The 24,956-nt window shown below is 66.2% G+C and carries 22 protein-coding genes; 13 read left to right on the top strand and 9 right to left on the bottom strand.

Translation table 11 applies throughout. The features are described from left to right. The first annotated feature begins 315 nt into the window (after positions 1-315). The 3 genes from CH285_RS16100 to CH285_RS16090 are packed head-to-tail and all read left to right on the top strand — an operon-like array spanning position 316 to position 3,894. Positions 316-1,299 carry a C40 family peptidase gene (locus CH285_RS16100; protein WP_094644389.1) on the top strand — a complete coding sequence of 328 codons (984 nt, stop codon included), beginning with the start codon at positions 316-318 and terminating at the stop codon, positions 1,297-1,299. A gap of 29 nt (positions 1,300-1,328) precedes the next feature. Continuing rightward, positions 1,329-2,711 carry a hypothetical protein gene (locus tag CH285_RS16095; RefSeq protein ID WP_094644275.1) on the top strand — a complete coding sequence of 461 codons (1,383 nt, stop codon included), beginning with the start codon at positions 1,329-1,331 and terminating at the stop codon, positions 2,709-2,711. Between the two features lie 58 nt (positions 2,712-2,769). Beyond that, complete coding sequence (locus CH285_RS16090; protein WP_027497373.1) at positions 2,770-3,894, top strand: glycosyltransferase family 4 protein; 1,125 nt, start codon at positions 2,770-2,772, stop codon at positions 3,892-3,894. A 39-nt stretch (positions 3,895-3,933) separates the two neighbouring features. On the opposite strand, the gene CH285_RS16085 is transcribed toward CH285_RS16090, so the two are convergent. Further along, positions 3,934-5,739 carry an AMP-dependent synthetase/ligase gene (locus CH285_RS16085; protein WP_094644274.1) on the bottom strand — a complete coding sequence of 602 codons (1,806 nt, stop codon included), beginning with the start codon at positions 5,737-5,739 and terminating at the stop codon, positions 3,934-3,936. A gap of 133 nt (positions 5,740-5,872) precedes the next feature. On the opposite strand from CH285_RS16085, the gene CH285_RS16080 reads away from it, so the two are divergent. The 6 genes from CH285_RS16080 (at position 5,873) to CH285_RS16055 (ending at position 10,487) form a co-directional block, all read left to right on the top strand. Then, positions 5,873-6,265 (top strand): hypothetical protein, encoded by a 393-nt coding sequence (locus tag CH285_RS16080; RefSeq protein WP_027497371.1) that lies wholly within the window; start codon positions 5,873-5,875, stop codon positions 6,263-6,265. Between the two features lie 133 nt (positions 6,266-6,398). Beyond that, entirely contained in the window at positions 6,399-6,833 is a 435-nt protein-coding gene (locus tag CH285_RS16075) for an SRPBCC family protein (protein WP_027497370.1), read from the top strand. After that, positions 6,809-8,089 (top strand): ArsA family ATPase, encoded by a 1,281-nt coding sequence (locus CH285_RS16070; protein WP_306427556.1) that lies wholly within the window; start codon positions 6,809-6,811, stop codon positions 8,087-8,089. Before CH285_RS16075 ends, CH285_RS16070 begins: the two co-directional genes overlap by 25 nt. A gap of 58 nt (positions 8,090-8,147) precedes the next feature. Then, positions 8,148-8,567 (top strand): hypothetical protein, encoded by a 420-nt coding sequence (locus tag CH285_RS16065; protein WP_032368110.1) that lies wholly within the window; start codon positions 8,148-8,150, stop codon positions 8,565-8,567. A 39-nt stretch (positions 8,568-8,606) separates the two neighbouring features. After that, the gene (locus tag CH285_RS16060; RefSeq protein ID WP_032387834.1) at positions 8,607-9,581 is read left to right on the top strand and encodes an ROK family protein; all 975 of its coding nucleotides are present in this window, start codon (positions 8,607-8,609) and stop codon (positions 9,579-9,581) included. A gap of 177 nt (positions 9,582-9,758) precedes the next feature. Then, positions 9,759-10,487: a lysophospholipid acyltransferase family protein gene (locus CH285_RS16055; protein WP_027497366.1), complete on the top strand. Its 729-nt coding sequence runs from the start codon at positions 9,759-9,761 to the stop codon at positions 10,485-10,487. A 9-nt stretch (positions 10,488-10,496) separates the two neighbouring features. On the opposite strand, the gene CH285_RS16050 is transcribed toward CH285_RS16055, so the two are convergent. Continuing rightward, on the bottom strand, positions 10,497-11,789 hold the full coding sequence (locus tag CH285_RS16050; RefSeq protein WP_052066104.1) for a glycosyltransferase 87 family protein: 1,293 nt from the start codon (positions 11,787-11,789) through the stop codon (positions 10,497-10,499). Positions 11,790-11,869: 80 nt separating this feature from the next. Here CH285_RS16050 and CH285_RS16045 point away from each other — a divergent pair, with 80 nt between their 5' ends. Both CH285_RS16045 and CH285_RS16040 read left to right on the top strand, forming a co-directional pair. Beyond that, on the top strand, positions 11,870-12,361 hold the full coding sequence (locus CH285_RS16045) for a polyadenylate-specific 3'-exoribonuclease AS (protein WP_032370301.1): 492 nt from the start codon (positions 11,870-11,872) through the stop codon (positions 12,359-12,361). A gap of 45 nt (positions 12,362-12,406) precedes the next feature. Continuing rightward, entirely contained in the window at positions 12,407-13,792 is a 1,386-nt protein-coding gene (locus tag CH285_RS16040) for a class II 3-deoxy-7-phosphoheptulonate synthase (protein WP_094644273.1), read from the top strand. Positions 13,793-13,845: 53 nt separating this feature from the next. Here the strand turns inward: CH285_RS16040 and pknB are convergent, their stop codons facing one another. Next, positions 13,846-15,822 (bottom strand): Stk1 family PASTA domain-containing Ser/Thr kinase, encoded by a 1,977-nt coding sequence (pknB, locus tag CH285_RS16035; protein WP_052053201.1) that lies wholly within the window; start codon positions 15,820-15,822, stop codon positions 13,846-13,848. A gap of 184 nt (positions 15,823-16,006) precedes the next feature. Between pknB and CH285_RS16030 the strand changes: the two genes are divergently transcribed. Next, a complete protein-coding gene (locus tag CH285_RS16030) occupies positions 16,007-16,378 on the top strand; it encodes an Rv2175c family DNA-binding protein (RefSeq protein WP_027497362.1) in 372 nt (123 codons plus the stop codon). An 18-nt stretch (positions 16,379-16,396) separates the two neighbouring features. Here CH285_RS16030 and CH285_RS16025 read toward each other — a convergent pair whose 3' ends face one another. The 4 genes from CH285_RS16025 to CH285_RS16010 all read right to left on the bottom strand — a co-directional run bounded on the left by CH285_RS16025 (position 16,397) and on the right by CH285_RS16010 (position 21,894). Further along, positions 16,397-17,377, bottom strand: coding sequence for a phytoene/squalene synthase family protein (locus CH285_RS16025; protein WP_032368109.1), 981 nt, complete (start codon positions 17,375-17,377; stop codon positions 16,397-16,399). An 11-nt stretch (positions 17,378-17,388) separates the two neighbouring features. After that, the gene (locus CH285_RS16020; protein WP_094644387.1) at positions 17,389-19,026 is read right to left on the bottom strand and encodes an alpha-(1->6)-mannopyranosyltransferase A; all 1,638 of its coding nucleotides are present in this window, start codon (positions 19,024-19,026) and stop codon (positions 17,389-17,391) included. A 160-nt stretch (positions 19,027-19,186) separates the two neighbouring features. Further along, the gene (crtI, locus tag CH285_RS16015) at positions 19,187-20,770 is read right to left on the bottom strand and encodes a phytoene desaturase family protein (RefSeq protein WP_176458481.1); all 1,584 of its coding nucleotides are present in this window, start codon (positions 20,768-20,770) and stop codon (positions 19,187-19,189) included. 11 nt (positions 20,771-20,781) lie between these two features. Next, the gene (locus tag CH285_RS16010) at positions 20,782-21,894 is read right to left on the bottom strand and encodes a polyprenyl synthetase family protein (RefSeq protein ID WP_426376040.1); all 1,113 of its coding nucleotides are present in this window, start codon (positions 21,892-21,894) and stop codon (positions 20,782-20,784) included. A gap of 185 nt (positions 21,895-22,079) precedes the next feature. Between CH285_RS16010 and metF the strand changes: the two genes are divergently transcribed. Then, complete coding sequence (gene metF, locus CH285_RS16005; RefSeq protein WP_032368108.1) at positions 22,080-23,006, top strand: methylenetetrahydrofolate reductase [NAD(P)H]; 927 nt, start codon at positions 22,080-22,082, stop codon at positions 23,004-23,006. Between the two features lie 13 nt (positions 23,007-23,019). On the opposite strand, the gene CH285_RS16000 is transcribed toward metF, so the two are convergent. Next, on the bottom strand, positions 23,020-24,168 hold the full coding sequence (locus CH285_RS16000; RefSeq protein ID WP_094644272.1) for a glycosyltransferase: 1,149 nt from the start codon (positions 24,166-24,168) through the stop codon (positions 23,020-23,022). A gap of 37 nt (positions 24,169-24,205) precedes the next feature. Further along, positions 24,206-24,940, bottom strand: coding sequence for an LppM family (lipo)protein (locus CH285_RS15995; RefSeq protein WP_045841254.1), 735 nt, complete (start codon positions 24,938-24,940; stop codon positions 24,206-24,208). Positions 24,941-24,956: the final 16 nt, after the last annotated feature.

Below are 24,956 nucleotides of genomic sequence, written 5' to 3'. Positions count from 1 at the left end.
TCCAGGGACGGTTTCCGGGCGACACGCCGGATCGGTGGACAGCAGAGCGTCCAGTTCGTAATCTGATCGAGACCTCTCCGACGTTTGGTTTGTGATCTGTCACGTGCAGACTGCGTCGATTTCGGACCGTGTTCACGTCCGCGCCCAGCTGAGCATGGGTATCGTTCGGTTCCGGTCACTTTTTCCAACCGCCACTCCAGCTGGAATGGCATATGTCAGGACGGAGAGTCGCTTTCCGTGGCGATATCGAGAACCACCCGAGTTCTACGGCTAGTAGGTAGCTCGGTGACCACAGCCGTTGCGGCCGCGTGCATCATGGTGGTGCCGATCACGACGGCGACCGCCGATCCGGGCTTCGGCTCGGCTTCCGACGCGCAGGCGAAGCTGGCGGAGCTGTCCAGGGAGTCGGAACAGACCAACGAGTCGCTGCACAACGCGCAGATCGATCTCGACGCTCGGGCTCGCGAGCAGCTCGATGCGCAGACTGCCGTCGATGCCAGTCGGGCGGCCCTCGACGCCGCCCAGTCGCAGCTGGCGCAGCTCAAACCCGCCATGGACAAGGTGGCCAATGTCAACTACCAGGGCGCTCGCACCAACCGGTTGTTCGCGGTCATGGTCAGCGACTCGCCGCAACAGTTGCTCGACCAAATGTCGGCCCTCGATGTCATCTCCGCCGAGACAGCCGGTCAGGTAGCTCAGTTCCAGCAGGCCAGCGCGGATGCATCCGAGGCAGAGCAGGCCGCCGCGACCGCCGCAGAACAGGCCAGAGTCGCCGCCGAGCAGGCCAAAGCGGTCAGCGACGATCTGCAGGCGAAGCAGAGTGAACTTCAGGGCCAGATCGCCGAAGTCATGGCCGCGTACAGCGCGCTTTCCTCGTCCGAGCAGCTGGCACTCGCGGGATCGGCGCTTCCGGAAGGTTTCGACCCCTCCACGATTCTGAAGAACCTGACGCCGGGCTCCGGTTCCAGCGCATTGCAAGCCGGTCTCACACAGATCGGCAAGCCGTACGTCTGGGGAGCGACCGGCCCCGACGGTTTCGACTGCTCCGGGTTGGTCGTCTGGGCCTACAAGCAGGTCGGAAAGACGTTGCCGCGGTCGAGTCAGGCTCAGGCTGCCGGCGGAACTCCCGTCGATCAGAAGGATCTGCAGCCGGGAGACGTCGTTCTGTTCTACCCGGACGCATCACACGTCGGTATCTACGCCGGTAACGGCAACGTTCTGCATGCCTCCACCTTCGGGGTTCCGGTGAAGGTCCAGTCGATGGCGTCGTTCCCGTTCTACGGGGCCCGTCGATACTGACTGTGCCGCGAACGACGACTGACGCCTGAATGAGCGGTACGGAACGGCCGTCCGTTGTCCACGCTCTCGCCGCGTCGGGGCGGGCGCGATGGGCGGCAGTCCTGATCGTTCTGGCAGTGGCGTCGACGCTGCTGTTGGTTCATCGTCACGACGGTCCTGCATCGGGAGCGGCGACATCGAGCGCATCGACTTCGTCCGATCCGTCGGCCTCCCAGAATCCGCCGACCTACGACGAGCAGCGCCGCGCCGAAGTGACCGAGCTGCTCGAGCGCTGGGCGGCTGCCCTCCGTTCCGGCGACGAATCGGCGCTGCGTGGGTTGCTCGACCCCCTCGCGGATCCGACGTTCGTGGATGCGCAGGTTCGCCGGGCGACTGTCGTTCCGACGGTTCCTTTCTCGGACTTCGACTACGAGATCGGTGACGAACCCGAGACCCCCGTGCCGTCGTCGATTGCCGAGCAGCTGGATGCCACCGATGTGTGGGCTCCACCGGTGTACCTGCGGTATGCCGTGCAGGGCCCGGATGCCTCGCCGACCCGCCGGCCGGTTTCGCTGGTGGTCGCCGAACGCGACGGCCAGTGGCGACTGGTCGACGACGCCGACTTGCCGACCTACCGTCGCCACACCTGGCGCGGGCCGTGGGATTTCGGGCCCGTGACGGTGCGCTCGGTCGCCACTGCATCCGGCACGTCGGTGGTGTTGGGACATCCCGACCGTGAGCAGTTCGTGGCAGATGTGGCCGCCGAGCTGCCCGCGGCGACCGCTGCGGTCACCGACTTCTGGGGAGCCGACTGGGCCCGGAACGGACTGGTGTTCGTCAGTTCGACGGCCGAGGAGTTCGACGAATCGACGGGGTCCTCGCCGTCGACGGACGTGGCCGCAGTGACCGTGTCCGACGCCGTGGCCGGCGGGTCGCGTCCGACGGGTCAGCGCGTGGTGTTCGGCCCCGATGCCGCGTCGCGGCTGACTCCGTTCACTCTTCGTTCGGTGCTTCGGCACGAGTTGACGCATGTGGCGGCGCGGGCGAAGACGGCGGAAGGCACCGCGTTGTGGGTAGCGGAGGGTTTCGCCGACTACTCCGGGTATCGCAGTTCCGGTGCCGACTTCCGGCAGCTGGCACCTACTCTGGCATCGATCGTGGCTGCCGGTGGCCCGCCGACCGTGTTACCGAAAGACGAGGATTTCGGTGCAGGCGGCACCCGCTCCAACGTGGCCTACGAGTCCGCCTGGTCGGTCTTCGCGTTCGTGGCCGACCGGTACGGCGAGTCCACGTTGCGCAGGTTCTACGAGGCGCTGGCGTCCGGACCCGGGTCGGACGGAGTCGTCGACGCAGCGATCACCTCGGTCCTGAGTCTGAGCCGAACCCGGTTCGTCGTGGAGTGGGGCAACTGGGTGGCCGCTCGGTCACGCTGATGCGGACGTGCGCGTCGTCGACACGAGCTGTCCGATCGGGAGCGCTACGGTTGTCGTCATGCGTCGTACTCTTCTGGTGACGAACGACTTTCCGCCCCGGCCGGGCGGAATCCAGTCCTACTTGCACAGCTTCGCCTCGCAGTTGCCCGCCGACGAGCTCGTGGTCTACGCGCCGCGGTGGCGTGGTGATTCGCACGTGAAGTTCGATGCGAAACAACCCTTCGAGGTCATCAGGCATCCGACCACGTTGATGCTGCCGACTCCGTTGGTTGCTCGCCGCGCAGCACGCATCGTGAAGACCCGAGGGTGCGACTCGGTGTGGTTCGGTGCCGCGGCCCCGTTGGCGGTGATGTCGTCACACCTGCGCAAAGCCGGGGCGGATCGCATCGTGGCGAGCACACACGGCCACGAGGTGGGGTGGTCGATGGTGCCCGGTGGTCGCGCGACGCTGCGCACCATCGGGGAGAACACCGATGTGGTGACCTACGTGAGCAAGTACACGCGGAGCCGATTCAGCTCGGCGTTCGGGGCGTCGGCGGCACTCGAGCATCTGCCGCCGGGGGTCGACACCGATCGTTTCGTGCCCGACGATGCCGCGAGGACGGAGTTACGTGCTCGGTACGGCCTCGGTGACCGACCGACGGTTCTGTGTCTGTCGCGGCTGGTGCCGCGCAAGGGCCAGGACTTCCTGATCCGGGCGCTACCGGAGATCCGGCGCGCGGTGGACGGGGCGGTTCTGGTGATCGTCGGCGGCGGTCCGTACGAGAACACGTTGCGCGAACTGGTTCGCTCCACCGGGATGGAGCAGCACGTGGTGTTCACCGGGACAGTACCGTCGGCGGAACTGGCTGCCCATCACACGATTGCCGACGTGTTCGCGATGCCGAGCCGCACCCGAGGCGCGGGCCTCGACGTCGAGGGGCTCGGAATCGTCTACCTCGAGGCGTCGGCCTGTGGCGTTCCGGTGGTTGCCGGGATGTCTGGAGGCGCTCCGGAAGCTGTGCAGCACAACAAGACCGGGCTCGTCGTCGACGGGACTTCGGTGTCGTCCATCGCCGACGCGATCGTGACGATCCTGTCCGATCGAACACTGGCGACGCAGATGGGCAACGCCGGTCGGGCATGGGTCGACGCGGAATGGCGCTGGGACGTGCTGACGGAGAAACTGCGGTCGCTGATCTGACCGGGCGGTCCGCTCGCGCCACGGCTCAAGCCACGCGTGTCATCTCGCGTAGATCGCCTCGATCTCATCGGCGTACGCCTTGGTGATGACATTGCGCTTGAGCTTCATCGTCGGCGTCAGTTCGCCGCTCTCCTCCGAGAAGTCGTGGGGGAGCAGGCGGTACTTCTTGATGGATTCCGCGTGCGAGACCGACTTGTTGGCGTCGGCGACGGCGGCGTCGATCTCGGCGACGAGATCGGGGTCGGCCTGCAGATCCGCTGCGGTGGCGTCGGAGTCCTTGCCGTGTGCGGACTTCCACTTGTCGAACGCATCCGGATCGAGGGTGATGAGGGCACCGATGAAGGGCTTCTGGTCACCGACCACCACGGCCTGACTGATCAGTGCTCCGGCACGAAGGTGATCTTCGAGGCCCGCGGGGGAGACGTTCTTGCCGCCGGCGGTGACGATCAGTTCCTTCTTGCGGCCGGAGATCGTGATGTATCCCTCCTCGTCGACGGATCCGAGATCGCCGGTGCGGAACCACCCGTCGTCGAGGGATTCCGCGGTCGCCTTCTCGTTTCGCCAATATCCGTCGAACACAACGGGTCCGCGTAGTTGGATCTCACCGTCGCCGGCGATGCGGACGGTGTTCCCGGGTAGCGGGCGTCCGACGCTGCCCACACGTTGGAATCCGATGGTGTTCACCGCGAACGCCGCAGTGGTTTCGGTCAGGCCGTAGCCCTCGTAGATGGTCACGCCGATGCCGCGGTAGAAGTGGCCGAGTCTCGCGCCCAGTGGTGCGCCGCCCGAGATGGCGAGTTCGCACTTGCCGCCGAGAGCGGTCCGCAGCTTCGAGTAGACCAGCTTGTCGAACACGAAATGCTTGGCGCGCAACACGATCGACGGGCCACCGGAATCCTGCGCCTGGCTCCACGCCACTGCGCACTCGGTCGCGAGATCGAAGATCTTGCCCTTGCCGTCGCTGTGTGCCTTCTGCTTCGCAGTGTTGAAGACCTTCTCGAACACGCGCGGCACGGACAGAATGAAGTCCGGTCGAAATGTCCCGAACGTCGCGACCAGGTTGGGAATGTCGTTGGTGTGGCCGAGGGTGACTCCGGCATCGAACGACGCGATACTCACCGCGCGAGCGAGGACGTGCGCCATCGGAAGGAACATCAACGTACTGCGGCCCTGTGTCAGAAGAGCTTTCAACGACGTCTGGCGAATGCCGCGAGATTCCGCAAGGAGGTTCGCATGCGTCAATTGCACACCTTTGGGGCGGCCGGTAGTGCCCGAGGTGTAGATCAACGTGGCCGGATCGGACGAGCGAAGTGTCGAGACTCGTTCGTGCACAACGTCTTCGGAGACGTCCGCGCCGTTGTCGATCAGAGCCTGCACTGCGCCCGTGCCGGAAGCGTTGTCGATCACGAACGTTCGACGTACCGACGGCGCCGCAGCTACGACGGCTTCCGTCGCCCGTACGTGCGCGTCGTTCTCGAGGACCAACAGAACCGGCTCGGCGTCTTCGAGAATCCACTCGACCTGGCCCGCCGACGACGTCTCGTAGATCGGCACGGTCACTCCGCCCGCGGCCCAGATCGCGTAGTCGATGACCGACCACTCGAATCGCGTGGACGACATGAGCGCGACGCGATCGCCCTGCTCGATACCTGCCGCGACGAGGCCCCTGGCCACGTCGACGACCAGTCGCTCGAATTCTGCGGCACCGACATCGGTCCATCGGCCGTCGTCGAGCCGACGGAACACCACGGCATCCGGCGACGTCCGAGCGCGGGCGAAGACGCTGTCGACAGCCGAGTCGGTGTCCGCGATGTCGTACTCGGCGGAAACAGTGAACTCGCGCACGGGATTACCTCCGGATCGAACGGGTTGGAGAAAGTCGATAGCTCGGCTTCACAGATACTCTAGACCCGGGGTGCGCGGTCCCGAATGTGCCTCGGCGGTCCTGGTCTCGGACCCGATATGTGAAGCTCTGACGATGAGCAGTATTCAAGTTGCGGATCAGACATTCGTGGCAGCGCCCGGTGCGGCGGTGGCGCAGGCGTTCGTCTCGCCGGAGCGGTGGCGGCGGTGGTGGCCGGACCTGTCGCTGACCGTGACCGAGGATCGCGGCGAGAAGGGCATTCGGTGGTCGGTCCGCGGCGGCGTCGTCGGAACGATGGAGCTGTGGCTCGAGCCCGTACTCGACGGCGTGATCGTCCACTACTTCCTGCACGCCGAGCCGGCCTCACCAAGTGAGTCGGCCACCGAGCAGCATGCGCGTCGGGTGGCCGGCCGCGCCATGACCTTCGAGCTGAAGCGGGAGCTCGAGGCCGGGAGGTCAGCGGGCGAGGCACCCCACCACGTAGCGTCGAGTTCAGCTCCCGAATGAACCGCGCGGTACGGTCGGCCGGTTCGCGTTGTGCGTCGGCGGTTCGATCGTGTGAGATAGGCCTGCCGCGGGTTACACAGCAGGCAGCGAACGAAGCGGATCGAAGTACCCGAGAGGAAGCGGACCAGTAGTCATGGCGGAGAAAACCCAGAGGTCGATCGTCGTCGAAGCCCCACCGAGTCGGGTCATGGACGTCATCGCCGATTTCGACGCGTATCCCACGTGGGTGTCCGCCGCGAAGTCCGTCGAGGTCCTCGAAGTCGGTGCGGACGGACGGGGAAAGCGGGTCAAGTTCGTGCTCGACGCCGGAATGGTGAAAGACACGTACGAACTCGAGTACGACTGGGCCGCGGACGGCAATTCGGTGTCGTGGAATCTCGTCTCGGGCGAAATGCAGAAATCTCAGAACGGGTCGTACTCGCTGCGTGAGACCGGTAACGGCACCGACGTGACGTACGAGCTCACTGTCGATCTGAACATTCCGATGATCGGCCTGTTCAAGCGCAAAGCAGAGAAGGTCATCACCGACACTGCGCTCAAGGAATTGAAGAAGCGGGTCGAAGGCTGACCGACGCTCGCCCCGAACTCCGCACCACGGTATCGCTGTTCATCGGCAAAGGTGGCGCGGGGAAGACCACCCTGGCGTCTGCATCGGGTCTTGCGCTCGCGGCCACGGGCCAAGAGGTGCTGATCGCCTCCCTCGACCAGGCGCACTCGATCCGCGACGCCCTCGGCGCAGACGGTGACACCGACGAGGACTCGGGCATCGGAGCGGTTGCTCCGAACCTGGACGTCGTCGAGATCGATACCTCGCGGCTGCTCGAAGAGCGGTACCGCGGTCTGGGATCGATGCTGTCGGTGGCCTCGGCAGGCCACGAACACGGCGTGAGTTTCGGCGCGATCGAGCCGGAGGAGCTGATGGGGTTCCCGGGTATCGAGGAGCTGTTGGGATTGCACGAGGTGTCCCGGCTCGTCGACGAAGGTCGTTGGGACACAGTGATAGTCGATCTTCCGGCATCGGGGGATGCGCTGCGAACACTGCAGCTGCCCGGCACCGTCTCGTCCTATTTCGAGCGCGTGTGGCCGCGCCACGATCGCATGGTCGCCGGCACCGGAACCGACGTGCGGCTCACGCTCGTGGTGGCCATGATCGAGCGGATCCTCGGACAGATCGAATCGGTCCGGGCGCTGATCACCGATCCCGACCGGACCGGGGCAACCGTGGTCCTGACCCCCGAGCACCTGTCCATCGTCGACGCCGAACGCACGCTCTCCGCAGCGGCTCTGTTCGGCGTTCGCGTCGACCGACTGCTGGTGAACCGGATGCTCCCGGCCCTCAATTCCTCGTCGATCGGTCTGGTCGGAGCTCATCCTGCGGTGTTCTGGTTCGAGCGATGGCGGGCCGCGCAGCTCGACGCCGTGGCCGAACTCCGACGACGCGTCGGCTCGGTTCCGATCGTGGAGGTGGAGCACTGTGAAGTGGAACCGGTAGGGTTGGGCCCCTTGCAGGATGTGGCCGAGCACCTGGCACCGCACTCCCTCGAACGACGTGCGTCGAGCCCGGCCGGTCGACCGTCGGTCGAACTCGAGTCGGGGAGCGGACTCGAATCCGTGTACGCGATGAGAATGCTTCTGCCGGTTGTCGATTCGACCACCTTGGGTCTGGGGCGAGTGGAGGACGACTTGATAGTGAGTGCCGACGGCAGGCGGCGACGCGTCACGTTGGCGTCGGTGTTGCGTCGGTGTATCGCCGATTCTGCGGAACTCGACGGCCCGTTCCTGGTGGTGCGTTTCCGACCCGACCCCGATGTGTGGCCGCTGTGAGCGGCCGAGCCATGACCGGAAGAGCTGTGATCGGAAGAGCTGTGAGCGGAGAGACGCTGTGACGGCCGGGCATTCGGAGTTGGGCGCGGACCTGCTGGCGTTGGCCGACACCGTCCTGACACGTCTCGAGCCCATCCTGCGCCGAGTTGCCGAGACTCAGCAGGACCGCGATCAGCAGGGCTGCAGCTGGTGCCCGGTGTGTGCGCTCGCGGCGTTGGTGCGCGGTGAACGGCACGATCTCGTCGAACTCGTTGCCTCGGAAGGGGCCGTCGTCGTCGCACTGCTGCGCCAGTTGTTGATCGACCACACCGCGCCGGGGACCGAACACGCCGCTGGGGGTAGCAGCGAGCCAGGTACCGAGTCGACCGCGTCCGCTGCCGACCGGGTCGACGCCGCCGCGGACGTGTCGGAGGACACCTCTGCGCCGTCCGTTCGTCGACCGGCGTTCGTACCGATTACCGTTCGGGTCAAGGAGTGACCATCGCCGTGGGGGGACGGCCGAGGAAGGCATGAACGAATGAAGCGTCATCATCAGCGATTGACGGTCGGGATCGACGTGGGCGGCACGAGCCTGCGCGCCTCGGTTGTCGACGCGGACGGTCAGGTGCTCGACTCGACCGCAGCACCCACGCCCCACACTGCTCGTGCACTCGAGCGTGGTCTCGACCGCGCCGTGCAGGAACTGGCCGGCCGACACGACATCGCTGCCGTCGGTCTGGCGGTGGCGGGTTTCATCGATTCCGACCGCACGACGGTCCGGTTCGCCCCGCACCTGCCGTGGGTCGACACGCCGGTCGCAACCGAGATGAGCGAACGCATCGGACTACCGGTGCTGCTCGAACACGACGCCAACTCCGCCGCATGGGCGGAATACCGTTTCGGAGCGGCATCGGGTGGCCGCAACGTGGTGATGGTGGCGATCGGAACGGGAATCGGTGCGGCGCTGCTGATCGACGGCCGAATCTATCGAGGGAGCCACGGGGTGGCACCCGAACTCGGTCACATTCAGGTGGTGCCCGACGGACGCGCGTGTCCCTGCGGCAAACGCGGGTGCTGGGAACGGTATTGCAGCGGTACCGCACTGGTGGATACGGCGGTGGAGTTGTTGGCCGCAGACCCGTCGTCCTCGACGAGGTTGGCGCGCGAGGTCTTCCTCGATCCCGGCTCGTTGACCGGGCGTCGGATCGCGAGCGCCGCGCACGACGGCGACTCGATCGGCCGACGCACCATGGAGGATTTCGCACACTGGCTCGGCGTCGGACTCTCGATGGTCAGCGATGTGTACGACCCCGACCTGATCGTGTTGGCCGGCGGTGTGGCCACTTCATCGAGTCAGTTCCTTGCTCATGCCACGGACAAGTACGCCGAGCTCGTCACCGGCGCGGGCCATCGCCCGCTGGCACGGATTCGCAGCACCGAACTGGGCGAGGCCGCGGGGATGATCGGTGCGGCCGAGCTCGCGCGAGCACAGTTCGTCACCACCGCACGATGACGGTTCGGACCCACCCCGTGTGATGTCGCACGTCTCCTCCTCGTCGATGTGGCTGGTGTCATAAACCCTGGGTACAGTTCACTACGCGGCACGGTTCGAGAACGCACGGCCGCAGTCGGTTCGCTCCGCGCGAGCCGGCACACCAACGATTGCCGACCATGATCAGGGAGCACGTCAATGTGGTACTGGCTGTTCAAATTCGTCATCGTGGGGCCCCTGCTCATTGCCCTGGGTCGGCCCACGATCGAGGGTGCGGAGAACATTCCGACGCACGGCCCGGTGATCCTGGCCAGCAACCACAAAGCGGTTCTCGACTCGTTCTATCTTCCGCTCAAGACCCCGCGGCGCATCACCTTCCTCGCCAAGAGTGAGTACTTCACCGGCTCGGGTCTCAAGGGTGCGTTCCAGAAGTGGTTCTTCACCGCGGTGGGTCAGGTGCCCATCGACCGCACCGGAGCCGACGCGGCGCAAGACGCACTGAACGCCGGTGCCCGCGTGATCGAAGCCGGCAAGGTGCTCGGTATCTACCCCGAAGGCACCCGGTCGCCCGACGGCCGGCTCTACAAGGGCAAGACCGGAATGGCGCGCCTGGCATTGCAGACCGGCGTTCAGGTGGTGCCGGTCGCCATGATCGGCACCGAGAAGATGAACCCGATCGGTTCGCGCGTGTGGCGTCCGGCAAAGGTCACCATTCGCGTCGGCAAGCCCATCGACTTCTCCCGGTTCGAGGGAATGGCAGGCAACCGATTCGTCGAGCGCGCCGTCACCGACGAGGTGATGTACGACCTGATGCTGCTCTCGGGTCAGGAGTACGTCGACGTGTACGCGGCCTCGCTGAAGAAGGTTGCGACATCCGAAGATTCGGCTCCGTCCGCGCGCCGTATCCCCGACTCGAAGGCCAGCTGACGACGGCGGTCAGTGAACCGCGGTGTCGCTTTCCTTCGGGGTGACCCGAGGCGAGAGTTTCACGGCCGCGACGGCGACCACAGAGGCCAGCGCCCACCACACGTAGGCGGATGCGGCGAACTGATCGACCAACGGCCAGTCGAGTCCACTCCATCGACCTTCACCGAGTTTCCAGTGCGGTGCGTACACCATGATCGCCAGTCCGACGGCAACCAGAGCGAGTAGCAGTGCGCTTCGACGGCGGTATCCGACGGCGGCCAGCACCATCGCGAACGGTATTGCCCACACCCAGTGGTGTGACCAGGAGACCGGCGAGACCAACAGGCCGAACATCGCGTTCACGGTCAGCGCCAGGGCGATCTCACCGGCGGCGAATGCTTTGCGCATCGCGATTCCCGCAACGAGCAGTACCCCTACCGACAGTGCGATCCACAGAATGGAACGGGGGAGCTCGTCCATTCCGAGGCGGGCCAGTACACCTGTGATGGACTGATTCGCCGGGTACGCCGGGCCGCCGATCCGATCGGAATCGATGATCGTCTCGGTCCAGTACTTCACGGAGTCCGACCACGTGAGCGCGAACCCGATCGCCGTGAACACCGCGAAGCTCAATGCCGATACCACTGCAGCGCGAAAGTCCTTGCGCAGCAAGAAGAACAAGACGAAAACTGCGGGAGTGAGTTTGACGGCGGCGACCAGACCGATCAGCGCACCCCGAGGCCACGGAGTCTTCTTCGGCAAGCAGTCGAGCGCGACGAACATCATCAGAACGATGTTGATCTGCCCGTAGTTCAACGTGGACGTGACCGGCTCCAGTACGAGGACGGACACCGCGAACACCGCGCCTGCACTCCACCACACGAGCGTGCGAGGGCGAACCCCCAACGAGATCAGCGTGAGCACAACGGTCGCCAGCAACGCGAGCATGGACAACGACGTCACCGTCATCGACGCGGCGTAGAGCGAGACCTTCGAGAGCGGGCTGAACAGAGCGGCAGCAATCGGGGGATACGTGAACGGCAACGTGGTACCGGTCGCGATGGGAGGAAGCTGGCCGTACAGATCCCCGCCCCGAGCGAACACCTCGCCGCCGAGCCGGTAGACGTCGAGATCCAGTCGATAATGCTCACCCAACGTTCGCAGCCCGGGAAACCCGTTGAGATGGAAGAGCACACCGACCGCCGCCGCGACGACAACGACGACCCTGCTCGACGCCACCGCCCAACGCGGCCACCGGCGTCGCGTCGGGCCGGCAGGCTCCGACGCTTCGGCGACCGGACGGTTGGTGTCGGACGAAGTCACAACGTTCCCTTTCAGGGCTTGTTCGGCTCGGTTCTGCGGTGTGTGGGGGACGTGCCGGGGCACGCGCTAGGGTGAGCCGCGTGCGCTACTTCTACGACACAGAGTTCATCGAGGATGGTCGCACAATCGAGTTGGTGTCGATCGGTGTGGTGTCGGAGGACGGTCGCGAGTTCTATGCGGTGTCCTCCGAGTTCGACCCCGAGCGGGCGGGCCGGTGGGTCCGGCGCAACGTCTTACCCAAGCTGCCACCGTACTCGTCGCCGTTGTGGATGAGCCGATCCCGAATTCGCGACGAACTGCTCGAATTCCTCGTTCCGCACTACGGTGCCGAGGTCGAATTATGGGCATGGGTGGCGGCGTACGACCACGTGGCGCTCTGCCAGCTGTGGGGATCGATGACCGAATTGCCGCGTTCCCTGCCTCGATTCACCCGTGAGCTCCGTCAGCACTGGGAGGATCGCGGCAGTCCCGAGCTTCCCGCGGTGCCCGACGACGCCCACGATGCCCTGGCCGACGCGCGCCACAATCTGGCCAAGTTCCAGGCGATCGAGGAGTACTCGTACCGCGGTTGAACACCCGTTGTCCTGCGGTGACGGCGGTACGAATATCCTGTAGCGGTGAACTGGACTGTCGACGTACCCATCGATCGCTTGCCCGACCTGCCGCCGCTGTCTCCGACACTGCGCACTCGATTGGACGACGCGTTGGCCAAGCCGGCTGCGCAGCAGCCGCAGTGGGATCCCGAGCAGGCCGGCGAGATGCGCAAGGTGCTCGAGAGCGTTCCGCCGATCACCGTCGCAGGTGAGGTCGAGGCGCTGTCGGACAAGCTCGCTGCCGTCGCCCGCGGCGAGGCGTTTCTGCTTCAGGGTGGCGACTGCGCCGAGACGTTCGTCGACAACACCGAACCGCACATCAAGGGCAACATTCGCACGCTGCTGCAGATGGCCGTCGTACTCACCTACGGGGCGAGCATGCCGGTGGTCAAGGTCGCGCGCATCGCCGGCCAGTACGCCAAGCCTCGCTCGTCGAACATCGATGCGCTCGGCCTGCAGTCCTACCGCGGCGACATGATCAACTCGCTGGTGGCCGACGAGAGCGTGCGCGGCCACGATCCGTCACGGCTGGTGCGCGCTTACGCCAACGCGAGTGCGGCGATGAACCTGGTTCGGGCACTGACCGGAGCCGGGATGGCGGACCTGCACAAGGTGCACGACTGGAATCGTGAATTCGTCGCGCAGTCACCCGCCGGAGCACGCTACGAGGCGTTGGCCGGGGAGATCGACCGCGGCCTGCGGTTCATGGACGCCTGTGGCGTCTCCGACCCCAATCTGCACACCGCCCAGATCTTCGCGAGCCACGAAGCACTCGTCCTCGACTACGAACGCGCGATGCTGCGGCTCGAAAACACCGACGATCACCCCAAGCTCTACGATCTGTCGGCTCACTTCCTGTGGATCGGCGACCGCACTCGCCAGCTCGACGGCGCGCACATCGCGCTCGCCGAACTGATCTCGAACCCGATCGGGCTCAAGATCGGACCCACCACGACCCCCGAGATGGCCGTCGAATACGTCGAGCGCCTCGACCCGACCAACAAGCCGGGCCGCCTGACGCTGATCTCGCGCATGGGCAACGGCAAGGTTCGGGACATCCTGCCCGCCATCATCGAGAAGGTGCAGGCCACCGGACACCAGGTGATCTGGCAGTGCGACCCGATGCACGGCAACACACACGAGGCGTCCACCGGATACAAGACCCGGCATTTCGACCGCATCGTCGACGAGGTGCAGGGCTTCTTCGAGGTGCACAACGGCCTCGGCACCCATCCGGGCGGAATCCACGTCGAGCTGACCGGTGACGACGTCACCGAATGCCTCGGCGGAGCCCAGGACATCTCTGATCTCGACCTGGCCGGGCGCTACGAAACTGCCTGCGACCCGCGACTGAACACTCAGCAGAGCATCGAGCTGGCATTCCTCGTCGCCGAGATGCTTCGCGGCTGATCGCCGGCACCGCCCTGGCGGGTCAGGGCAGCGGTGGTCAGGGCAGCTGGTGGTCAGGGCAGTGAGACGACCATGACCTCGGAGTCCGGTTCCACCCGTGAACCGGCTCCGGGGCTCTGGGAGATGACCAACGAGCCGTCCGTGTCGACCACCTGACGAACATCGATCGTCAGTCCCAGCGAGTCCAGAGTCGTGCGTGCGGATCCCACCGAACGGCCGAGGAGCGACGGCACGGTGACTGCCGTCGACACGTCGAGGACGGCGGTGGTGCCGGACTTGACGGTCTGGCCGGCCTTCGGATTCGTGCCGATCGCTTTTCCGCCGTCGGTGTCCTCGTCGAACGTCTCGCGGACCTCGTCGACGGTGATGCCGACCGATTCGAGAGTCGTCCGTGCCTGATCGACGCTCTGTCCGCGGACGTCGGGAACCTGCACCGGCGGTGCACCTTTGCTGCGCAGCACGGTGACTGCGGCACCGGTGTTCAACACCGTTCCCGGCGGGGGATCGAGCGCCGCGACGCCGCCGATCGGTGCGGTGGTGCTGAATGCCTCGCCGCCGTCGACCGGGGTGAAGGTTCTGTCGCGCAATTGCTGCTGCATGTCTTCGACGGAGGCGTCGGAGTCGATGGAGGGGACGGTCGGGCTGCCCAGTGAGACGAGCAGGAAGACGGTGTCGCCCTTGGCGATTCGGGAACCACCGACGGGGTCGGTGCCGATGAGCAGATCGGTCGAGACGGTGTCGGAGTACGTTCCCCGAACCGTTGCTTCCAAGCCCGACGCTTCGATCGCGCTCGTGGCACCGGTGGTGTCGAGACCGTCGACCATCGGAACTGCGGTGTATCGGCCCGAGCCCATCCACCAGCCGCCGAAACCGACCAACACGGCCAGCAGTGCAACGACCACCAACCAGACGACGATGGCCCGCCGGGACCGTTGGCGATCGGCGGCGAAGTCGGGAAATTCGTAGTGTCGCCGGCCCAGGGGTGCCGCCGGCTGCGGGTCGTCCGGTTGCGGTTCGTACTCGATTTCGCGGGATGTCGGTGACGTGACCACTCGGGTGTGGTGCACGCCGTCGGGCGGTGGTACCGGGGGAGCGCTCTGCACCACCTGGGTGCGGGTGGGCGGCTGTCGATCGCCGGCGACTGTCGTCGGTGCGCCCGCAGCCGCCGAGCTCAGGTGCTGTGCCGAACGCTGGGGAGCGGGCACCCGGTACGCGGGAAGTGCCAGCGCCGACGCGGCGGTGCGCAGCGCGCGGGCCATGTCGTCGGCGTTGCGGTATCGGTGTTCCGGGTCGCGGACGGTGGCGTGTTGGACCACGTCGTCGAACTGTGGTGGCACGCCTGCGATGAGGGTCGACGGGAGCGGAACGTCGTTGTCGATGCGCTGGTAGGCGATGGACAGGGATGTGTCGCCGGTGAACGGGGTGCGTCCGGTGAGCAGCTCGAACAGTACGATTCCGACGCCGTAGACGTCGCTGCTCGCGGATGCGGAGCCGGTGGTGACCTGTTCGGGGGACAGATACGCGGCCGTGCCCAGAATCACACTGCTCGAGGTGACGGTGGATGCGGCGACGGCTCGGACCAGCCCGAAGTCGGCGATCTTGACGTCTCCGTCGTCGCTGATCAGGATGTTCTCCGGTTTGATGTCTCGGTGCACCAGACCGGCGCGGTGTGCGACGGCGAGAGCTTCGAGCACGGGGCGAACCACGGCGACTGCGGCGTGCGGCGGCATGGGCCCGCGCTCCCGCAGCAGCTCGCGCAGCGTTCCGCCCTCGACGAGCTCCATGACCAGGAATGCGTGATCGCCGTCCCGCCCGTGGTCGTACACGGCCACCAGGCCGGGGTGGCTCAGCCTGGCCACCGCGCGTGCCTCGAACTCGAATCGCTGAACGAACTGCGGGTCCTCGGCGAACTTCGGATCCATGATCTTCACCGCGACAGGTCGGTCGAGCCTGGTGTCGAGTCCGCGGTAGACCGTCGACATTCCGCCCCGTGCGATCGGTGCGTCTATTCGATATCGACGATCGAGCATCGAACCCGGTATCACCGAACCTCCCCTCGTCGTCCTCGATGTGTCCGCTCGAAATCCGGACGCCTGACGACGATGGTATCGGCGCCGTGGGAGCTCACCGACGATCGTGGTTCGTGTCTTCGGTCTCCGTGGCGGGCCGCGTCACTTTTGAAGTCTGGACGCCGGACCCGTTAACGTTACCCGCGTGAGTGCCATTCCCTACGCCGACGACGTGCTCGATCCGTCGGTTTCTCTGCTGCAGTTCGCCGACGTCGCCAAGATCCTGGACGTCCCCAAGACGCGCGTCGAGCAGCTCGTGCGGGATCGTCAGCTGTTGGCTCTCAAGCGTTCCCGCGTCCCCGGCGTGCCCGAGCAGTTCTTCGATACGACCAAGGGCGAAATCGTCAAGGGTCTGCCCGGCCTGCTGGCGGTGCTGCACGACGGCGGCTACGAGGACGAAGAAATTCTGCGGTGGTTGTTCGCCGAGGACGACAGTCTGCCCGGCACCCCGGTCGCAGCGTTGCACGGTGACCTGATGCGCGAAGTGATCAGACGCGCTCAGGCAATGGCCTTCTAGCAGCTGGAACAGCGGTCGTCAGCGGACCGTGGCGCGCTTCCAGCCGGTGACGGCGAACTGCGGCAGCGCGACGCGTGCGCGAGTCCACTGCGGCACGGTCGCACGCTGGGAGAGCACCCGGTAGCCCTGCGCCTCGACCTCGTCGAGAATGCGGCCGTACAGAATGGACGCCGTTCGCATGGACGGACGCACTCGCGGATCCAACATGTCGATCCCGGCGTCCGACGTCCGGTAGATCGACCGGGTGACGGCGATCGAGTGGGCGAGGGCGCGGGTGACTCTGGCATCGACCGAGCCGGTGGTCCGGCACCACCGCAACAGATCCTCGTCGACCCCGAAGGCCGCCAGTTCGTCGGTCGGGAGATAGATGCGGTCGCGGTCGAGGTCCTCACCCATGTCGCGGATGAAGTTGGTCAGCTGAAACGCCTCGCCCAACGCCGCAGCCGACGGCTCCGCCTCGGCTCGCGGAACCACCGTTCCGAGAATCGGCAACATCTGCAGTCCGATGACTGCGGCCGATCCGTACATGTACTCGTTCAACTGCTCCATCGTTCGGTACCGCGAGACGAACATCGCGCTGCCCGGGATGTCCATGCGCATCGAATGCATGAACGCGAAAAAGTAATCGTGGGGAATCTCGTACCGAGCGACCGTGTCGCACAATGCGCTCAACACCTGATCGGATGTGCTGTCGGACAGCGGTTTTCCGGCCAAGGCGTCGCGCACCCGGGATTCGATGATGTCGAGTTCGACGATTCTGCGGGCGTTCAGTTCGTCCGAACCGACCGCGATGTCGGTACCCTCGAGGTCGACGATGTCGTCGACCATCCGAGCGAAACCGTACAGAGCGTGCACGGCTGCGCGCTTGTCGACGGGCAACAGTCTGGTTGCCAGAAAATAGGTCTTGCCGTGCTGGGCGTTCAGTTCGCGGCAGATGCGATACGCCTCGTGCAGAGCAGGATCGATGTCGGTCAGTTCTCTCGATACGCGGGCACTCATGGCGCGGGACCTCACGGTGTGGCGTCGTCTTCGGTGGAGACGGGCGCGGTCTTGGGGGCGTTGGGTACGGCACGGTGTTCCCGGGAGCGGTCCGATCGCAAACGCAACGGGTCGACTCGGGTCAGCGCCAGCGCGGCAACGACACCAGCGAAAACTGCGAGGGCCACGTGCACGAACGTGTACAGGCCGATGGATCCGTCGGGTTGGAACACCAGCATCAGCCAGGTCGACAGGCCGGTGAGAACCATCAGAGTTCGGCGGGACAACGCAAAGCCGGCCGCGATCGCCAACGGCCACGAGTAGTACCAGGGCAGCGCGGCGGGGGAGAGAACGACAGTGGCGACAAGAGCGATCAGGATGCCCTTGACAGCGTCCCGCTCGGATCGGCGGCCCAACCACCACGCCCCGGCCAGGATGACCACCAAGGCGATCGCGCACAGCAACCGGGTGACGTCGAGAACCGGTCCGAGACGCAGATCGAGGAACCACGAGGTGCTGACGGTCACCAGATGCGCGAGGATCGTCGGCAGCGACAGCCAGTTGATGATCTTCGCCGAGCCGGACAATGCCGTGAGCCAGCCGATGCCGACTCCGGCGATCACAGACGCGACGGCGAACACCGCGACGAAAACGGACGCTCCGATGCCCGCGGTCTTCGTGAACGCCAGAATCGGTGCAGGCGGTGTGCGGCCTTCTTCGCGCGCCTTGTCGCGGAGGTGCAGCATCCAGATCCACACCAGGAACGGCAGAGCGAGACCGGCAGTTGCCTTGATGGCCACAGCGATCGCCACCAGCGCGATGCCGGCCACGTGGCGACGCTCGAGCGCGAGCACGATGCCCGCGGTCATCAGGCCGACCATGAGCAACTCGTTGTGCACTCCGCCGATGAGGTGGATCAGCACCAGGGGATTGAGCACGGCGAGCCACACCGCCGTCGTGGCGCGCCCGCCCAGATGGGTGGCCAGTCGCGGGACGGCCCACATCATCAGAGCGAGCCCGGGGAGCATGGTCAGGCGAAGCAGCATGGTTCCGGCGATCACATTGTCACCGGTCAGGCTCGTGATGCCGCGACCGAGGAGTAGGAACAGTGGCCCGTACGGGGCAGTGGTCGTGGTCCACACGTTGCTGACGTTGTCGAGCAGGATTCCCGGATTGGCCACGGGCCCAACGGCATACGGGTCGAAGCCGTCCCGTAGCAACGCACCTTGAGCGAGGTACGAGTAAGCGTCGCGGCTGAACATCGGCACCGACAGCAGCAGCGGTGCCGTCCATGCGGGCACGATCCACCGGAGCTCGCCCACCGTGGTGCGGCCGTGCAGCGTGGCTCGGCCGAGCCTGACCCAGGCGGTGATCATCAACAACACACCGGCCCAGACGATGACGGTCGACAGCACGAAGCCGTGGCCGAATCGCAGCCACGACAGATGCATCTCTTCGAGCAGAGGGTCACGACGGCGCACGCTGCCCGCGCCGAATCCACCGAACATGATGCAGACCGCACCGAGAACCCCGAGGATCGCTGCTTTGCCCTCGGGACTTCGCAGGAAGTTTCCGGTGGTCGTCAGTCTCGACGGATGCCGCGCAGGCACCGGTGCAGACCCGTCCGACGAGCGCCCCTCGGAGGTGGAGTGCGACGAAACCGAAGACATTGCCGCCTGCTCCTCCTCTGCTGCGAGTCGTGTGTGTCGAGATGTGGCTCCGCGCCGACGCGTTCTCGCTGTCGGCCGAAGGATCATGGTCGCAGCAAAGATCGCGACCGGCAAACGATCGCGCTCAGCTTAGTTGGTCGACGCAGTCGATCGGACGAACCTACCGCCCTCGCGGCCCTGTCACTCGTTCTGCCGCCAGCTTGCCCGAGACCAAGACGGTCGGCACGCCCACGCCGGGAGTGGTTCCGGAGCCCGCGAGAACCACGTTGTCGAGGCCGGCGACCATGTTCTTTCTCCGGAAAGGCCCGGTCTGCCGGAAGACGTGCGCGGACGAGAACGGCGAGCCCGACAACATGCCTTTGTCCGCCCACGTCTGCGGTGTGTCGATGTGATCGAGCACGAAAGCGTCGGCGAGTCCGGTGTATCCGCGGCCCTCCAGCGTCGCCAGAATCTCTCGGAGGTAGGGCTGAGCCAGTTCGGTCCAGGCGAGGGGAGCGCTGTCGAGGTTGGGGCACGGGGCGAGGATCGAGACCGGCTCGCTGCGGACCCCGTCGCGCACGACCTCGAGGCCCGAATCGCTCACCGACGGCCGCGTGATCAGCAGTGACGGATCGGCCATCAGAGATCCTTTGCCGGAGCGGGCGGTGATCCGGCGGAAGGTCTCGGCCCATTCGTCACCGAAGTCGATGGTGTGGTGCGCCCGCGCAGGCCACGACGCCGTGAGTTCGACCGGAACCGTTCCGTGGGCCACGACGGCGGACGGCGACACGACGCCGTACCCGTTGCGCCTGCCTTTCTTCGACACCGAGGCGCGATCGAGCAGGCGATCGACGACGGGCAAGTCGGCGGTGAGAATCAATGCGTCGCAAGCGATTCGACGTCCCTCGGCGGTGAGGACGGCATCGGCACGGCCGCGGTCGACGGTGATGTCGACGATGTCGGTGCCCAGTTCGAGCGTGCCGCCCGCCGTCACGAACGCGTCGGCCATGGCCCGCCCGATAGCCGCCATGCCTCCCTCGGGGAAGAACACCCCGAGGGAGGTGTCCATGTGTGCGATCGCACCGTAGACGGCCAGCGCCTTCTGCGGTGCCATGCCGGCGTAGAGGGCCTGGAACGTGAACACTCGGCGCAGACGGGTGTCCTCGAGGAAACGATCGACCCGTGGCCCGAGGCGACCGAAGCCGCCCAGCTTCGTCAGCGTTGCGGTATCGGTGATCGCGGCCTTGGATCCCACGAGGTCCAGCGGCGAATCGAAGTTCGAGTCGATGAAGCGGTCGAATTCGGCATCGAAGATGTCGGCGAGCCAGCGCCGGAGATCGCGGTAGCCCTGCGCCTCGGCCGTACCGCAGGTCCGCTCGACCTCGGCGGCCATTGCCTCCGGGTCCGAGTAGACGTCGATGGACGTGCCGTCGGCGTACCGCGTGTGGTACGACGGCGACAGGGACGTCAGCCGAATCGGCGGCGTCGTGGACTCGAAGTCGGCACCCACGGCGGCCAACGCTTCGAGCACCAGGTTCGGCATCGTGAGTACGCTCGCACCGTTGTCGATGTCGTAGAGATGCGTTCCGTCGGAGTCGGTCACCGGATACACCCCCACGCGGCCGCCCACGGTGTCGTCGCGCTCGACGATCGTGACCTTCTTGCCTGCGCCCAGTAGGTGGAGCCCCGCGGCCAGGCCGGCCAATCCAGCTCCCACGACGACGACCGAGTCGGTGCGGCCGGGAACGGTTCGGATCGTAGACATGACGCTCTCTTTCAGTACTGCCGTTGGATGGCGGCGGTGGCCATGGCACGAAGGTGTTCGGCGGCGATCGGATCGATGGAACTGTCGTCCAGCGCGGCAACGGCCCGGGTGCCCAGTTCGTCGATCTGTCGTTCGACGGCGTCGACGGCGCCCAGTTCGGTGAGTATCGATCGGATGTCGGCGACCTCGCTCTCGCTGAGCTCGGTACCGAGACTGGCTCGAATCTTCGCCGCGTGATCGGGACGGCTCGCGTCCGCTTGTTGCAAGGCCACGGCGATGAGCACCGTGCGCTTTCCCTCGGTGATGTCGTCACCCGACGGCTTGCCGGTGATCTCCGGGTCGCCGAACACGCCGAGCAGGTCGTCGCGCAGCTGGAAGGCAATGCCGATGTCGGCACCGAAGCTGCGGTACGCCGCAGTCAGCGGTTCGCCGGCCCCGGCAAGAACGGCCCCGAGGTGCAGCGGGCGTTCGACTGTGTAGGCGGCGGTCTTGTACCGGTTGACGCGCATGGCTGCCGCGACGCTCTCGTCCGTCCCGGCTTCGGCCTCGATGTCGAGGAGTTGACCGCCGAGCACCTCGGTACGCATCGCGGACCACACGGGCTGCGCCCGCCGCGCCGCGTCCGTGTCGATACCCGACTCGCGCAGCATGTCGTCGGCCCAGCACAGCGCCAGGTCGCCGACGAGAACGGCAGCGGAGACACCGAAGTGATCTGCCGAGCCCGACCACCCCGCATCGCGATGTCGCTGAGCGAAGCCGACATGCACGGTCGGAAAGCCTCGGCGGGTGCGGGACGAGTCGATGATGTCGTCGTGGATCAATGCGCAGGCCTGGATCAACTCGAGTGCCGAGCACGCACGCAGTACTGCGTCGGCGCGGTCCCCGGTGGGCTCACCGCCCGCGCCGAGCCACGCGGTCCACGCGAAGGCTGGGCGCATGCGCTTGCCGCCGCGTAGTACGAACGCCTCGAGGTCGGCCACTGCGGCCGGGTAGCCACCGCCGACGCTGTCGACGACCGCACGACGCGAGGCGAAGAACTCCGCGAGCTTCGCATCGACGGAATCCCGTAGCGACGTCGCATTCACGGACACAGAGTTGGTGGGCGCGGACAGGTCTCCGGACAGGACGATCCTCCAAGGTCTTCGTGGGAAAGACGCGTTACAGTCCCACAGTAATAGGCACCCGAACCCGGCACCGACGAGCAGCGAACTACGCCGTCGGGGGATGCCCAGCGGGCCGGCGGCGCAGCGCAACCTATGATCTTCGGGTGAGCGAAGATTCCGTCAGGGGGCGGTCGAGCCGAGGATTCGTGACGAGGACGCCGTCGATCGTCGACCGATTGCGGACCGAACCCGAAGCGAGGATCCCGTTCTCGGTGGAGTTCTCGCCCCCGCGCGACGAGGCCGCCGAGGCCAGGTTGTGGCGAGCAGTGCGAGAGTTCGAGCAACTCCAGCCCGCGTTCGTGTCGATGACGTACGGCGCAGGTGGTTCCACCCGCGATCGAACGGTGCGCGTCACCGGTCAGATCGCGGAGGAGACGACTCTGCTGCCAGTGGCGCACCTCACTGCCGTGTCGCACAGTGTCGCCGAGTTGCGCTCGATGGTCGGGTCTTACGCCGACCGCGGCATCACCAACATCCTCGTTCTTCGCGGTGACCCCCCGGGAGATCCACTCGGCGAGTGGGAGAAGCATCCCGAGGGAGTCGAGTACGCGGAAGAGCTGGTGCGTATGGTCCGCGAACTGGGCGACTTTCACGTCGGAGTGGCGTCGTTCCCGGAAGGCCATCACCGCGCCGACGATCTCGAGCAGGACACCAGGTGCCTCGTCGGGAAGCTGCGTGCGGGAGCGGAGTATTCGATCACGCAGATGTTCTTCGACGTGGACGACTACCTGCGGCTGCGTGATCGCGTCAGCGCATACGACCCCGAGCAGGGTGCCAAGCCGATCATCCCCGAGATCATGCCCATCACCTCGCTGCGTTCGGTGCGCCGGATGCTCGAGCTCTCGGGCACGACATTGCCGTCACATCTGGACGAGAAGTTCACTCGCGCAGCAGGATCCGGAGCCGAGGAAGACAAGGCCGCGGTTCGAGAGGTGGGTATCGAGCTCGCCACGAACATCGGCGAGCGGCTCATCGCGGAAGGTGCGCCCGGGCTGCACTTCATCACGTTGAATTTCGCGCGCGCGACACGTGAGGTCCTGAGCAACCTGGGGCTGGCAGCCGCGCGCGTCTGACTTGCGATCGGCGTTACGACGTCGGCATCGGACGCGACTTCCAACTCAGCGCGCCGCGGCGTCGTCGCATGTGGGATTCCGCAACGAGCCCCACGAAGGCGAGAATCGACAGCGGGTGCACCGCGGCGTCGACGACATCGCGAGCGCCGAATCGGGGTCCCGACTCGCGCCGACGAGATGCCACGCGCGAGATGATCCCGGCGAGGTAACCGACGACACCCAGTCGCCGCGTCGAACCGGAACCGAAGACTGCCGCGACCGGCGGCAACAGGTAGACCGTACTCAGCGCAAGGGCAGCCGTGGCCGAACCGACGGGCCCACCGAACTCGTTCCACAGCCACCGGCTGTAACCCGCCCGAACATCGGCGGCCGAGCGGTACATCCGGCACCGTACGAACCCGGCACCGGAGGCAACCGACGTCGAGAACCCGCGTCGACGCAGGACACGCGCGATGTCCAGATCCTCGGTGGCACTCGACGCGACGCAGCTGTGGCCGCCGACGACGCGATACGCGGCGGCATCGAACGCCATGAACTGCCCACAGGCGACGGCCATCGACGGCAGCAGCGTCGCATTGCCGACCGGCACGGGCAGCGTCGACATCCACGACCACGCGAGCAGCGGTTGAACGAGGCGTTCGGCGAGACCACCCGCCACCTGCTCGGGCCAGGGGCACATCAGAGCGTCGCCGCGGCGGCGCAACCTCCTCGCCGCGGCGGCGAGGGCCTCGGGTTCGAGCCGGACATCCGCGTCGACGAACATGACGATCGTCGTATCCACGTCGACCGAGTCGGCCAGTTCGGCGCACGCGGCGGCTTTACCCGTCCATCCGGGCGGCGGCGACGCGTGGGAGGTCACGACGCGGAATCGCGGATCGCCGTTCGCCGCGGTGACGGCAGCGGCTGCCGTTCCGTCGGTCGAATCGTCGTCGAGGACGACGACCTGCAGGTCGGTGCAGAATCGTTGACGCGTGAGATCGCCGATCAACGCAGGCAGCGTGTCGACTTCGTTGCGCGCGGGGATGCACACTGCGACCCGTTCGGTGACGTCACGGCTCGGTCGACGCAAACCCGGCACGAACAGCGCATTGAACACCGCGACGGCAGCGGAGGTGGAGGCGAGAACGGCAGTCGCCCGAGTCGCCCGGGTCAGGACCGTCATTCGGCGAGATCTGTCGTGCGGGACGAGATGGGGGCGATCACACCGACGTTCGGTCGTTCGACTCGCCCGTCTCGGCAGCGCGCTTACGACGGTTGCCCAACGGTGGGTTCCGCGACACCCAGGCCATGGCACCGACGATAGCGGCCACTCCGACGGTCACGCCGCCCACGATGCCCGCCCAGCCGGCGAAGCTACGAGTGTTGGGGTCCGGGTAGTTGACCTCGGCACGCACCGAGGTGACTTCGCCTGCCGGCAGCTTCCACGAGATCGAGTTGTCGCTCTCGCGAGTGCCGTTGGTGGTCCCGATACGGGCGGGAAATGCAATAGTGAACTGCACGTCGGACCCCTGGACCGGTACCGACGACAGGTCGGCGTTACCGGCGAGCGTCACGGTGTCGCCCGAACGCTGCAGGGTCAGCTGAAACGATCCGGCCGCGTTCTGGAAGATCGAACCGAGTGTCTGAACATCACCGAACGAGAGGTCGTCGAAGATGGCCTGCGACCCGACGTACCCGTCCTGGTTGTACGGCTCGACGCGGACCTTGTCCTCGATCGAGGAGGGCACCACGAGTTCGGGGCCGGTGTCGGTGTCGGAGGTGGGGACCGTCGCCGCGACGATCTGACCCGCCACCCGGTCGTTGGCCGACACACCCATCGTGACCTGGACCCGCAAGCAGCCGGCCAGCATCGGCGCGACCAGCAGCGTCAGGGCGAGCACCGAGAGAACTCGGCGTCGGCGGGTACGAGCGGATGTTCGTGATGTCGACTGCACAGCGACATCGTGCCAG

The sequence above is a fragment of the Rhodococcus sp. 05-2256-B1 genome, assembly GCF_002258465.1.
GTDB lineage: Bacteria > Actinomycetota > Actinomycetes > Mycobacteriales > Mycobacteriaceae > Rhodococcoides > Rhodococcoides fascians.
Note: the sequence above shows the minus strand (reverse complement) of the source record. Positions and strands in the feature narration are given on the sequence as shown.

Bases quoted from the DNA above. Each gene is read 5' to 3' on its own strand.
- CH285_RS16100 (WP_094644389.1), top strand. From the start codon at position 316: ATGGTGGTGCCGATCACGACGGCGACCGCCGATCCGGGCTTCGGCTCG.
- CH285_RS16095 (WP_094644275.1), top strand. From the start codon at position 1,329: ATGAGCGGTACGGAACGGCCGTCCGTTGTCCACGCTCTCGCCGCGTCG.
- CH285_RS16090 (WP_027497373.1), top strand. From the start codon at position 2,770: ATGCGTCGTACTCTTCTGGTGACGAACGACTTTCCGCCCCGGCCGGGC.
- CH285_RS16080 (WP_027497371.1), top strand. From the start codon at position 5,873: ATGAGCAGTATTCAAGTTGCGGATCAGACATTCGTGGCAGCGCCCGGT.
- CH285_RS16075 (WP_027497370.1), top strand. From the start codon at position 6,399: ATGGCGGAGAAAACCCAGAGGTCGATCGTCGTCGAAGCCCCACCGAGT.
- CH285_RS16060 (WP_032387834.1), top strand. From the start codon at position 8,607: ATGAAGCGTCATCATCAGCGATTGACGGTCGGGATCGACGTGGGCGGC.
- CH285_RS16055 (WP_027497366.1), top strand. From the start codon at position 9,759: ATGTGGTACTGGCTGTTCAAATTCGTCATCGTGGGGCCCCTGCTCATT.
- pknB (WP_052053201.1), bottom strand. From the start codon at position 15,822: ATGCTCGATCGTCGATATCGAATAGACGCACCGATCGCACGGGGCGGA.
- CH285_RS16025 (WP_032368109.1), bottom strand. From the start codon at position 17,377: ATGAGTGCCCGCGTATCGAGAGAACTGACCGACATCGATCCTGCTCTG.
- CH285_RS16020 (WP_094644387.1), bottom strand. From the start codon at position 19,026: ATGTCTTCGGTTTCGTCGCACTCCACCTCCGAGGGGCGCTCGTCGGAC.
- crtI (WP_176458481.1), bottom strand. From the start codon at position 20,770: ATGTCTACGATCCGAACCGTTCCCGGCCGCACCGACTCGGTCGTCGTC.
- CH285_RS16000 (WP_094644272.1), bottom strand. From the start codon at position 24,168: ATGACGGTCCTGACCCGGGCGACTCGGGCGACTGCCGTTCTCGCCTCC.